Annotated in this window: 12 protein-coding genes; 7 read left to right on the plus strand and 5 right to left on the minus strand. The window is 74.9% G+C overall.

The genetic code is table 11. The annotated features are described in order from the left end of the window. Window positions 1–211 precede the first annotated feature (211 nt). The gene (locus L1885_RS15085) at window positions 212–472 is read left to right on the plus strand and encodes a DUF6158 family protein (protein ID WP_235797621.1); all 261 of its coding nucleotides are present in this window, start codon (window positions 212–214) and stop codon (window positions 470–472) included. Window positions 473–531: 59 nt separating this feature from the next. Here L1885_RS15085 and L1885_RS15090 read toward each other — a convergent pair whose 3' ends face one another. Beyond that, entirely contained in the window at window positions 532–1,425 is an 894-nt protein-coding gene (locus tag L1885_RS15090; protein WP_235797622.1) for an oxygenase MpaB family protein, read from the minus strand. Window positions 1,426–1,720: 295 nt separating this feature from the next. After that, window positions 1,721–2,902 carry a glycoside hydrolase family 88 protein gene (locus L1885_RS15095; protein WP_235797623.1) on the minus strand — a complete coding sequence of 394 codons (1,182 nt, stop codon included), beginning with the start codon at window positions 2,900–2,902 and terminating at the stop codon, window positions 1,721–1,723. A gap of 437 nt (window positions 2,903–3,339) precedes the next feature. Here L1885_RS15095 and L1885_RS15100 point away from each other — a divergent pair, with 437 nt between their 5' ends. Next, window positions 3,340–3,567, plus strand: a complete 228-nt coding sequence (locus L1885_RS15100; RefSeq protein ID WP_235797624.1) for a DUF2180 family protein — start codon at window positions 3,340–3,342, stop codon at window positions 3,565–3,567. A gap of 56 nt (window positions 3,568–3,623) precedes the next feature. Continuing rightward, window positions 3,624–4,076, plus strand: a complete 453-nt coding sequence (locus L1885_RS15105) for a Fur family transcriptional regulator (RefSeq protein ID WP_235797632.1) — start codon at window positions 3,624–3,626, stop codon at window positions 4,074–4,076. A 72-nt stretch (window positions 4,077–4,148) separates the two neighbouring features. Here the strand turns inward: L1885_RS15105 and L1885_RS15110 are convergent, their stop codons facing one another. Further along, window positions 4,149–6,137, minus strand: coding sequence for a heavy metal translocating P-type ATPase (locus tag L1885_RS15110; protein ID WP_235797625.1), 1,989 nt, complete (start codon window positions 6,135–6,137; stop codon window positions 4,149–4,151). 97 nt (window positions 6,138–6,234) lie between these two features. On the opposite strand from L1885_RS15110, the gene L1885_RS15115 reads away from it, so the two are divergent. Further along, complete coding sequence (locus L1885_RS15115) at window positions 6,235–6,642, plus strand: ArsR/SmtB family transcription factor (RefSeq protein WP_235797626.1); 408 nt, start codon at window positions 6,235–6,237, stop codon at window positions 6,640–6,642. A 144-nt stretch (window positions 6,643–6,786) separates the two neighbouring features. Next, window positions 6,787–7,191 carry a nuclear transport factor 2 family protein gene (locus L1885_RS15120; protein WP_235797627.1) on the plus strand — a complete coding sequence of 135 codons (405 nt, stop codon included), beginning with the start codon at window positions 6,787–6,789 and terminating at the stop codon, window positions 7,189–7,191. Between the two features lie 30 nt (window positions 7,192–7,221). On the opposite strand, the gene L1885_RS15125 is transcribed toward L1885_RS15120, so the two are convergent. After that, the gene (locus tag L1885_RS15125) at window positions 7,222–7,728 is read right to left on the minus strand and encodes a GNAT family N-acetyltransferase (protein WP_235797628.1); all 507 of its coding nucleotides are present in this window, start codon (window positions 7,726–7,728) and stop codon (window positions 7,222–7,224) included. Window positions 7,729–7,813: 85 nt separating this feature from the next. Here L1885_RS15125 and L1885_RS15130 point away from each other — a divergent pair, with 85 nt between their 5' ends. Next, a complete protein-coding gene (locus L1885_RS15130; RefSeq protein ID WP_235797629.1) occupies window positions 7,814–8,389 on the plus strand; it encodes a hypothetical protein in 576 nt (191 codons plus the stop codon). A 91-nt stretch (window positions 8,390–8,480) separates the two neighbouring features. Here the strand turns inward: L1885_RS15130 and L1885_RS15135 are convergent, their stop codons facing one another. Next, window positions 8,481–9,260 (minus strand): hypothetical protein, encoded by a 780-nt coding sequence (locus tag L1885_RS15135; protein ID WP_235797630.1) that lies wholly within the window; start codon window positions 9,258–9,260, stop codon window positions 8,481–8,483. 414 nt (window positions 9,261–9,674) lie between these two features. Between L1885_RS15135 and gcl the strand changes: the two genes are divergently transcribed. Continuing rightward, a complete protein-coding gene (gcl, locus tag L1885_RS15140; RefSeq protein WP_235797631.1) occupies window positions 9,675–11,453 on the plus strand; it encodes a glyoxylate carboligase in 1,779 nt (592 codons plus the stop codon). Window positions 11,454–11,562 lie beyond the last annotated feature (109 nt).

Below are 11,562 nucleotides of genomic sequence, written 5' to 3' on the forward strand. Positions count from 1 at the left end.
GGGGGTGCCGTGCGGCGGCGCGGGGCTGCCGTGCGGGCGGCGCGGCTGCCGCTCGGCGCATGGGGCCGGGCCCGCGGCCGCCGGCCTCCTCTCCCCCCTTCCCCCGGTGGCACGGGAAGAGGGGCCTTCGCCTTCTGCGCGGCCCGGAGCCGGAGACGTTTCGTCTCCAGGGGGTACCTGTGAGGGTGGACCCGACGGAAGGAGTCTTCCCATGACCGGTAAGGGCGACGAGGGCCGCACGGCGCGGGGCGTCGATCCGGCCGCGCTGGAGGACCAGCAGCTGCTCCGCGAGCTGGAGACGCTGCACCGCACCCGGCACGACACGTTGCTGCACGGGTCGAAGGAGGCGCTGGACACGCACAACACGCGCACGGCCCAGCTGGAGGGCGAGTACCTCAGGCGCCACCCGAAGCGGCACGTCCTGGCCGGGCGCACCCGCGCGGGGGCCCGGGGGCGCGTCAAAACCGCCTGAGCGGGCGGCACCGGAGGGGACGCGCGCCGCGGGATCCCGGTTCGTCCCGGTGCCCGGCCTCAGCCCTGCGGCGCCGCCGCCAGCCGCCCCCGCGCGGCGGCCTGGATGCGGGACGGCCCGAGCCCCCATTCGAGGGTGCGTCCCGCGGCCGTCGCCAGGGGCCGGTCCCAGCTCACGCGAACGGGGGCGGGGCGGTGGATTCCGAGTTCGGCGCGGGCCCAGCCCGGCAGGAGCCCGGTCGAGGCATTCGTGAGGACGCGCACGACCAGCCGCTCACGGCGGGTGCGCCCGAAGTGGCGGAGGAAGAGCACCGAGTCCACGGCGGCCGCGGTGGCGTGGAGCCCGGGCCGCAGGTCGGCCAGGTAGCGCTCGACGGCGGCGGACGTGGTCGGTACGTTCCGCGCGCCCAGCGCTTCGCCGACGGGGGCGACCTGGCGGTAGTAGGCGTCGCACTCGGCGGGGGTCAGCCGCAGCGCCCGGGGCGCGTACGCCTGGTGGCCGGCGAGGAAGCTGCGCACCTCTGCGGTGTGCACCCAGGTGAGCAGGTCGGGGTCGTCCGCCCGGTACGGCCGTCCGTCGGCCGCGGTGCCCCGTACGCGGGTGTGGATCCGCCGTACGAGGCGGACGACCTCCCGGGCCGCGTCCGAGGAGCCGAAGGTCGTGGCGGTGATGAACCGTACGGTTCCGTTCAGCCGCCCGACCGGGTCGGCGCGGAAGTCGGAGTGCTGGTCGACCCCCGCCATGGCCAGCGGATGCAGGGACTGGAGCATGAGCGCGGCGAACCCGCCGGTGAGCATCCCGGTCGGCTGCCCGTGCACCCGCCACACCGGGTCCCCGGGCGTCGTCCCGAACAGCCCGGGATCGCCCGGCGGTTGTGCGTACCGCTCCAGTGCGAGATCACCGCCGTGCATGGTCGCCGTGAGTTCCGCCGCGATCCGTTCCCGCAGTCCCATCAGCGCCTCCAGGGTGCGTGTCCCTCGGCCGAGGGTACCGAGCCGCCCGGCGGGCACGGCGGACAGGACGGGCGGGCCGCACCGGGCGCCGGTGCCGGACGGCCCGTCGGTGACCGGGCGCCTGCGCCGAAGGCCCCTGTCCGCACGAGGGCCCCGGCGCCGAATGCCCGGTCCGCACCCGGGCGCCGGTGCCGAACACCCCTGCCCGGACCGGCCGTCGGCGCGCGACCGGCGGGACACCTCCTCGGGCGCCGGTGCCCCGCCGGCTGTGCACGTCCTCGCACGGCGCCGAGCCTCAGACGGCGAGACCCGCGAGCTCGGCGCCGGCCAGGAGGAAGCCGCCCACGCCGAAATCGGCCGTGCTCGACGCGGTGACCGGCTGGCTGGAGTCGGGCCGGTCCCCCACCTTCTGCACGTACCCGAGCAGCCCGTCGGACCGCACGGCCGTGGCGACGAGGCCATTCCAGGCGCGCGCGGCCACGGGGAGGGCGGTGGCCCGGTCCACCAGTCCGGCCGCCACCGCGTAGGCCGTGCCGTAGGCGAAGAAGACGGTGCCGCTCGTCTCCGGGCCCGGGAAGTGGTCCGGATCGGCCAGGTTGACGTTCCAGAACCCGTCGGGCCGCTGCACCCGGGCGACCGCGCCGACGAGGCGCGCCAGCGTGTCGCGGTACTCCGCGGCGTCGGCGCGGCCGGCCGGCAGCGCCTTGAGGGTCTTGACGTGCGCCGCCGCGACCCAGCCGTTGCCGCGCGACCAGAGGACCGGCCTGCCGGACGGCGAGAGGATGCCGCCCGGCAGGAAGTTCTTGTCCCGGTACCAGAGCCCGGTGGCGGGCGCGTAGAGGCCGGGGCCGCCCTCCGCGCTCTTCGTGTGGGTGTAGAGCGCGTGCAGCTTCGTCCAGTACGCGGCGTCGCCGCGCAGCGCGCCGAGCCGGGCGAACGGCGGCATGGCCATGTGCAGGGCGTCGTCCCACCACCAGTCGTCGTTCTTCGCCACCTGGTCGGTCGAGGTCATGCGGTGCAGGCAGGACTCGATGGCGGTGAGCTTGGCGTCGTCCGGCTCCACCTCGTACAGGTCGAGGTAGGCCTGCCCGGCGCACTGGTTGTCGGCGTCTCGGGTGGTGGCGCCCCCGTTGAGCCCGTAGCCGTGGCTCTCGGCCCAGGAGCGCGTCCGGTCCAGGTAGCGGGTGTCGCCGGTCAGCCGGTACAGCGCCATCAGGCCGCTGTAGAACGTGGCGTTGGCCCACTGGTTGTCGCCCGTGCCGGGGTTCGCGGCGATCCAGTGGTCGGCGACCCTGCGCAGCACCGAGGTGATCGCCGCCCGGGCGGGCAGGGTGTCCGCCACCGCGCGGGCGGTGCCGGTACGGGGCGGGGCGGGGTGGGCCGTGCGGGGCGCGGCGTGCGCGACGCCGCCGAGCAGCGGGGCGGGAGCCGCGGCCGCGAACGCGGCGCCGGTGGCGAGGAAGTGCCGTCGGTCCATGGGAGGGCCTTCCGTTGTGGGGGGTGAAAGGGCGATGTGGGGGTGCCGCGGTGCCGGCTCGTACGGGGGGGCGCCGGGCGGACCGGGTACGGTCCAGGACCCAGCCATCCACGTACATGAACGTCGAGCACCTCCTTGAACCCGAGGAGCGTAGAGGACAGGACGGGACGGACGCCAGACCCCGCACCCCAACACCCGGGCGTACGAACGGGGATGAGGGCCCCGCACGGTCACCGGCAGACGCCGGCGGCCCTCCGCGGCGCGCTCCCCGACGGACGCCCGCGCACGGAGCGGACGGGTGCGGCGCGGACGGCCCTGCGCCCGCACCCGACCGGGGCCAGTTTTGACATTGTCAAACCTGCGTTCTAGCGTCGGGAAGTCCGGACGGCGGGCTTCGGCCCGCCGGGACCCGAGACCACCCTTTTGGAGGTCTGCGCGTGAACTGCTACGACTGCGAGGAGCAACTGGAGCGCCAAAAGCCGGCCGTGGGGACGTGCGCCCACTGCGGCCTGGGCGTCTGCTCCGAGCACAGCGAGGTCGTCCACCCGGTCGTCCGCCGCTTCAGCGGTATGACGGCCGCCCGCGTCGGCAGTGATTCCCGCCGGCTCGTCTGCGGGGCGTGCCGCCGCGCCGAGCGCGGAGCCGAGGCATCCGCTTACCATTGATCCTGTCAACTGTGAGACCCGCCGATGCGCCCGGCCGAGGGAGCGTGACCACCGCCATGGAGACGCCCGCGAACGACCTGCGGACGGCGACCGATCTGCTCAGGCGCAAGGGCCTGCGCAGCACGGTCCAGCGCCGTGCCGTGCTGGACGCCCTCAGGTCGGGCTCCCACGCCACCGCGGCGGAGGTCGAGGCCCGCATCGAGGACGCCGAGCCGGCGGGCGGCCTCTCGCGGCAGGGCCTCTACAACGTCCTCGACGACCTGACGCACGCCGGCCTGGTCCGCTGCATCGAACCGGCCGGCTCGCCGGCCCGCTACGAACTGCGCGTGGGCGACAACCACCACCACCTGGTGTGCCGCGGCTGCGGCCGCATCGAGGACGTCGACTGCACGGTCGGCGCGGCCCCCTGCATGGACCCGCTGGACGCGAAGGGCTTCAGCCTCGACGAGGCCGAGATCACCTGGTGGGGACTGTGCGAAGTGTGCCGCAAGGCCGAGGCGGCGGGCTGAGGGCCCGCCACTCCACTCCCGGCGCCCGGCCCCCGGCCCCGCCCGACCCCTGCACCCTGCCCCGCCGGCCCCTCACTCTCCCGCGCCGGGTCGCGCCCTGTCCCAGGCCGCGTCGCGCAGCAGGCGGAGCCCGTTGAGGCCGACCACGACGGTCGAGCCCTCGTGGCCGAGCACCCCGAGGGGCAGGGGAAGCCGTCCCGCCAGGTCCCAGATCACGAGGCCCGTGATGCACGCGGCGGCGATCACCAGGTTCTGCACCACGAGGCGGCGCGCGCGCCGGGACAGGGCCACGGCGGTCGGCACGGCGGCGAGTTCGTCCCGCACGACGACGGCGTCCGCGCTCTCCAGCGCGAGGTCGGACCCGGCCCGGCCCATGGCCACGCCGGAGTGTGCCGCGGCCAGGGCCGGGGCGTCGTTGACTCCGTCGCCGAGCACCAGCACGTGCCGTCCGGCCTCTTCCTGCTCGCGCACGGCACGGACCTTGTCCTGCGGCAGGAGCCCGGCCCGGACGTCGACGATGCCGACCTCGGCCGCGAGACGGGCCGCGGCGCGGGGGTTGTCACCGGTCAGCAGCATCGGGCCGCTCCCGGTGAGCCGGCCGAGCGCGGCGACGGTGGCGGCCGCGTCGGGCCGCAGCCGGTCGCCGATGCCCAGGAGTCCGAGGGCGCGGCCGTCGCGCAGCACGAGGACGGCGGTGTGTCCGGCGTCCTCCAGTACACGCGCGAGGGCGCGGGCCGGCTCGCCGTCCTCGGTGTCCGGCAGCGGCAGCCGGTCCGGGGCTCCGACGGCGACCGTCGAGCCGTCCAGGGTGGCGGTGACGCCGACACCGGGTGTCGAAGTGAAGTCGCGTACGGCCGCGATGTCGAGGCCTCGCTCACGGGCGGCGCCCACGACGGCGCGGGCGAGCGGGTGTTCGCTCGGGTGCTCGACGGCGGCGGCCAGCGCCAGCAGCCGGTCGGCGGCCGGTCCGCCGCCCTCCAGCGGGCGCACGGCCGTGACGCGCGGCATGCCCTCGGTGAGCGTGCCCGTCTTGTCCAGCGCGACGGCGTCGACCTGGCCCAGACGCTCCATCACCACGGCCGACTTGACGAGGACACCGTGGCGTCCGGCGTTGGCGATCGCGGACAGCAGGGGCGGCATCGTGGCCAGCACGACCGCGCACGGCGACGCCACGATCATGAAGGTCATCGCGCGCAGCAGCGACCCGGTCGGCGCGGTGCCGAACGCGAGCGGGACCAGGAACACCGCGAGCGTGGCGGCGACCATGCCGATGCTGTAACGCTGCTCGACCTTCTCGACGAACAATTGGGTGGGCGCCTTGGTCGCGGAGGCCTCCTCGACCATGGCGACGATCCGGGCGACGACCGAGTCCGAAGGATCACGCTCGACCCTCACCCGCAGCGCGCCCGCGCCGTTGAGGGTGCCGGCGAAGACCTCGTCTCCGGCGCGCTTGGCCACGGGGAGCGCCTCACCGGTGATGGTGGCCTGGTCGACGTCGCTCGCACCGTCCAGGACGCGTCCGTCGGCGCCGACGCGCTCTCCGGGCCGTACGAGGACGATGTCGCCGACGGCCAGCCGCGCGGTCTCGACGCCGGTCTCGGTGCCGTCGCCGGCCACGAGGGTGGCCGTGGCGGGCGCCAGGTCGAGCAGGCCGCGCACCGCGTCCCGCGTCCGGGCGGTCGCCAGCGCCTCCAGCGCGCCCGAGGTCGCGAAGATGACGATCAGCAACGCCCCGTCCACGACCTGGCCGATCGCCGCGGCGCCGAGAGCCGCGACGATCATCAGCAGGTCCACGTCGAGGGTCTTGGCCCGCAGCGCCCGCAGCCCGGCCCAGCCGGGCTCCCAGCCGCCGGTCGCGTACGTCAGCGCGAACAACGGCCCCGTCGCCCAGCCCGGGGCGCCGGCAAGATGCAGCGGCAGCGCGATCAGGAACAGCCCGAGCGCGGCCGCCGCCCAGCGGGCCTCGGCCGGCGCCAGCACCCGGGTCCGTCGGCGGGGCGTGCTCTGCGGCGTGTGCGGTGCGGGGATCCGGGGTGGCCGCTGAGCGACGGCGGATGACATGGCGGCAGCAGTTCCTTCACGGCGAGGACGACGACCCTTCCACCGTAACAGGAACTATTGAAGAGGCGTTCATGTATTCATTTCGTAGGATGGGGACATGGGCCACGGACCGCACGACCCCGAGGGCGGCAGCTCGCCGCGCACGCGCCTGACGTCGGCGAACGCCGCGCAGGTCGCCACGACGTTGCAGGCGCTGTCCACGCCGTCGCGGCTGCTGATCCTCGCCCGTCTGCGCGAGGGCCCCTGCGCCGCCACCGAACTGGCGGCGGCCGCCGGGATGGCGCAGTCGGCGTGCTCCCACCAGCTGCGCCTGCTGCGCAACCTCGGCCTGGTCACGGGCACCCGCCAGGGCCGCTCGGTCGTGTACGCCCTGCACGACGACCACGTGGCCGCGCTGCTCGACCAGGCCGTCCACCACATCGAGCACCTCCGTCTCGGCGTGGTCGACGCCGCCGCGGGCGCGTCCGCCGGCGATCCGGCCGCGGCGGAGACCCTGCCCCATTGACCCCGCTGCCCCCGCTGCCCCCCACCGCCCCGGACGCGGCGGCCACACGGCCGCCCCGACGGCCCGGGCACGTGGCGACCCGCGATCAGGCGGGCGGCGGGTCTCCCGGTGTCGCGCACGGCTCCCCGCCGCCCGTCGGGCAGGATGGCGGGGGTGAGCAACGGAGATGCACCGGATGCCGCGACCGCGGCCATCGAGGGCGAGCTGCGCTTCCTCGACCCCGCCGTCTACACCTCGCCCCCACTGCTCGGCCGGCTGCTGCATCCCGAGTTCCGCTCGTTCGGGTCCTCGGGTCGCGCATGGACACGCGAGTCGTACATCGACGAGCTGCGCGAGTGGGGCCCGGCCGCGGGCAGCCCCGGGACGGTGACCCGGATGACGGCCCGCCCGCTCGCGCCCGACCTCGTCCTCATCACGTTCGACATCGACGTCAACGCACGCCGCGCGCACCGCAGTTCCTTGTGGCGAAGGACCGAGGAGGCGGGCTGGCAGCTCTACTTCACCCAGGGCACGGGGTTCACGCCGGGCGACATGGACGCGCCCTCCTGAGACCGGGCCCGGCAGGGATCGCGCCCGGTCTCACACCCGGGCCATGGGCTCGCGGCGCATGCACACCCGCGGCCACGCGTCGAGGCCCATCGCCGACTCCGCCCGCCTGATCTCCCGCAGCCCCTCCGTCACCTCGTCCTCCGCCAGCGTCCGGAAGCCGAGTCGCGCGTAGTAGGGGCCGTTCCACGGCACCTCGGCGAACGTGGTGAGGGTCAGCGCGGCACCCGTGCGGCCCGCCAGATCCTCGATCAGCGCACGTCCGACGCGCCGGCGCGCCGCACGCGGGTGCACGGACACCTGCTCGATGTGGGCGGCGCCGTCGACGTCCTCGTGCAGGAGGAAGCCCACGAGCCGCCCCGACCCGTCGTCCGCCACCCACGCGCGGCCCCCGCCGCGGTAGTCCTCCAGCACCTCGGGCGAGGGCGGGGCGTGCTCGGCGACCTCGGCCATGCCCACCTCGCGGAAGATTTCCCCGGCGGCGAGTTCGATGCGCGGGATCTCCGCCAGGTCGGCCGGGGTGGCGAGTCGTATGAACATGCCGGGGAGCCTACGGGACCGCGCTCACCCCGTGCTGTTACATCGGACGGGTCTGCCCGCGTGGTGCGTCCGGAAAGGCGGCGGTGTGTCCGACAGCCCCCACGACCAGGACCCCCCGGCCCCGCGCCCGGCGAAGCCGCCGGCGGAGCCGGACGAGGAGCGGCCCTACCGGCCGGCGCGGCGCGGGGAGCCGCTCCAGCGGCTGCTCTTCGGGGGCGTGTACGGGTCGGTGCTGGCGAGCGCGCTCGCCGCCGCGCTGAACAACGAGCCGGGGGCGCCCGATCCCGGCTACGACGCCCTGTGGGTGTTCGCGGCCGCGGTGGCCGCGTCGGCGGCCCACGGCTACGCGCACGCCATCGCACACCGCACCATCAGGAACGGCAAGGTCACACCCGGCATCCCGCGCTCGGTGGTGCGGGAGTGGCCGCTGCTCGCCTCGGCCGCGCCGACGGTCGCCCTGCTGCTGGGCGCGTACATCGGCTGGTGGAGCGAGAGCGGCGCCCTGGACGTGTCCCTGGCCGTCAACATCGTCGCCCTCTTCGGCTGGGGGCTGTGGGCGGCGCGGGTGGCCGGTCAGCGCTGGCCCGCCGCGTGCCGGGCCGGCGGCGGGGACATGCTGCTCGGGCTGTTCATCGTGGTGGTCAACGTGCTGACGAAGTGACACGGGCCGGCCGGGCCGCCGGAGGGCGGGCCGGGTGACGGGCCCGCTCCCCGGGCCCCCGGGGCGGGCCGTCGGGGCCCGCCCCGGCGTCTCACAGGTCCGAGGAGACCAGCTCGTCCGCGGCCGCGTTGACCGGCTGCGGCGTGCCGGTGAGGTCCATGACGAAGAGGGGGACGCCCAGTTCGTCGGCGCGGGCGCGGGCGTCCTCGGCGTATCCGGCGAGGGAGAACAGCACACCGGCCGCCGCGTCGTGCAGCCCGTAGAGCCAGACGCACTCCACCGCGCGCAGCGAGGTCCTGCTGGTGGTGGGGTCGACCTGGGCGACGACGTCGGGGCCCCGGAGGTCGATGCCCGACTCCGGGCGCTGCTCCGCCGCGACGACACCGTGGAAGCCGAGCCACCGCAGGTAGAGCCCGGCGGCGGTGACGGCGTCGCGTGCGGTGCGGATCGTCAGCGGGCGGAACGAGGGCCGGGGAGCGGCGGCCGTGCGCGGCAGCGGGATGTGCGAGGGGTGCGGGGACCAGTCGTGCGGCGGCCAGTCGCGGGGTAAGCCGGGCCCGGTGCCGCCGGCCGGCACGTCCCGGTCCGCCGGCCCCGGGTTCGCGCCGGGCACGACCGGGATGCGCAGCATCGTGCCGCAGGGGCAGTCGAGTTCGGGCTGGGGCCAGTGTCCGTCGAGGCCGCAGGCCGGGCAGCGGACGACGACCCACTCGTCGGCCCAGGACCTGCGCACCACCGGCTCGGGGTGCGCGCCCGCCCCCAGGGGCGGTGACACCGGCGCTCCGCAGGCACACGCGTACGTCGGTGCCGCGTAGCGGTGCCTGCGCCCGCAGGCCGGACAGTCCACGCTGATACCGCTCTCCGCTCCCATCACGTGCCCCCCACAGGCCCCTCGTCATCACTCCGGCCGATCGCGTTGCGTGGTCCATCGTCCACCAAGAGCGAGGTATTGGGGAGAGGAAGCAGGCCCCGAGTGCCCGGGATACGGGACAATTGCGTTACAGACGGGCCGAGTTGTTGCCGGGATGGCGAAGTCCCCCGCCACGGGGCGGACTCGGCGCGGGCCCGGCGGGCCCGCGGCCCGGCCGGCGGCCCGGCACGGACAGGCCCGCCGGAGCACCCCTGTCGTGGACACCGGCACCGGCACCGACCGATCCCCTTGACGGACCCGTCCGCCGCATCTACGTTGACTTCCGTATAGCAAAACTATTATTCCACATTACGGAATTGGCGCTCTCAGGTGGCGCGACAGAGCCCGAATCCGCCGTCCGAATGAGGAGCACTCATGCCTCGAATGACCGCCGCCCGCGCGGCAGTCGAAATCCTGAAGCGCGAGGGCGTGACCCACGCGTTCGGCGTGCCGGGAGCGGCGATCAACCCGTTCTACGCGGCCCTCAAGGCGGCCGGCGGTGTCCAGCACACGCTCGCCCGCCACGTCGAGGGCGCCTCGCACATGGCCGAGGGCTACACCCGCGCCCACCCGGGCAACATCGGCGTCTGCGTCGGCACGTCGGGCCCGGCGGGCACCGACATGATCACCGGCCTGTACTCGGCGATCGGCGACTCGGTCCCGATCCTGTGCATCACGGGCCAGGCCCCGACCGCCGTGATCCACAAGGAGGACTTCCAGGCCGTCGACATCGCCTCGATCGCCGCGCCCGTCACCAAGGCCGCGACGACGGTGCTGGAGGCCGCGCAGGTACCCGGCGTGGTGCAGCAGGCGTTCCACCTCATGCGCTCGGGGCGGCCCGGGCCCGTGCTGATCGACCTGCCGCTCGATGTGCAGCAGACCGAGATCGAGTTCGACCCCGGGACGTACGAACCGCTGCCGGTCTACCGGCCGCTCGCCTCGCGCGCGCAGGCCGAGAAGGCCGTACGGATGCTGGCCGCGTCCGAGCGGCCCCTGATCGTCGCGGGCGGCGGCGTCGTCAACGCGGACGCCTCCGCCCTCCTGGTGGAGTTCGCCGAGCTGACCGGCACCCCGGTCGTGCCCACGCTGATGGGCTGGGGCACCGTCCCCGACGACCACGAACTCAACGCGGGCATGGTCGGCCTCCAGACGTCCCACCGCTACGGCAACGCGACGTTCCTGGAGTCCGACTTCGTGCTCGGCATCGGCAACCGCTGGGCCAACCGCCACACCGGCAGGCTCGACGTCTACCGGGCCGGGCGCACGTTCGTGCACGTCGACATCGAGCCGACGCAGATCGGCAGGATCTTCCCGCCCGACTACGCCATCGCGTCCGACGCGGGCGCCGCTCTCGCCCTGTTCGTCGAGGTGGCACGGGAGATGGCCGACGCGGGCGAACTGCCCGACCGCCGCGCCTGGGTGGCCGCCGCCCGCGAGCGCAAGGCGACGCTCCACCGCAGGACGCACTTCGACGACGTCCCGCTGAAGCCGCAGCGGGTGTACGAGGAGATGAACCGCGCGTTCGGCCCCGAGACGCGCTACGTGTCGACCATCGGCCTCTCCCAGATCGCCGGCGCGCAGATGCTGCACGTCTACCGCCCGCGGCACTGGATCAACTGCGGCCAGGCGGGCCCGCTCGGCTGGACGATCCCGGCCGCGCTCGGTGTCGCCACCGCCGATCCCGGGGCGAGCGTGGTGGCGCTCTCGGGCGACTACGACTTCCAGTTCATGCTGGAGGAGCTGGCGGTCGGCGCCCAGCACCGCATCGGGTACGTGCACGTGCTGGTCAACAACGCGTACCTGGGGCTGATCCGGCAGGCGCAGCGGGCGTTCGACATGGACTTCCAGGTGAACCTGGAGTTCGAGAACATCAACTCGCCGGGGACCGGCGGCTACGGCGTCGACCATGTGAAGGTCGCGGAGGGCCTCGGCTGCAAGGCCCTCAGGGTCACCGAGCCGGGCCAGTTGCTGCCCGCGTTCGAGGAGGCCAAGAAGCTGGCGGCCGAGCACCGCGTGCCCGTGGTCGTCGAGGCGATCCTGGAGCGCGTCACGAACATCGCGATGAGCGGCACGGACATCGGTTCCGTCCACGAGTTCGAGGACCTCGCCACCGCTCCGGGCCACGCGCCCACCGAGATCCTTCCCCTGGCCTGAGGCCGGTGGAGGCCCCGGGGGGACGGCCCCGGGGAGCGGGCCCCGCATCCGGACACCCGGCCGCGGGGCCCGCGTTCGGGGCGGCCGGGGCGCGCGGCGGCCCCGGGGG

This window comes from Streptomyces fuscigenes (assembly GCF_021556455.1).
Lineage (GTDB): Bacteria > Actinomycetota > Actinomycetes > Streptomycetales > Streptomycetaceae > Streptomyces > Streptomyces fuscigenes.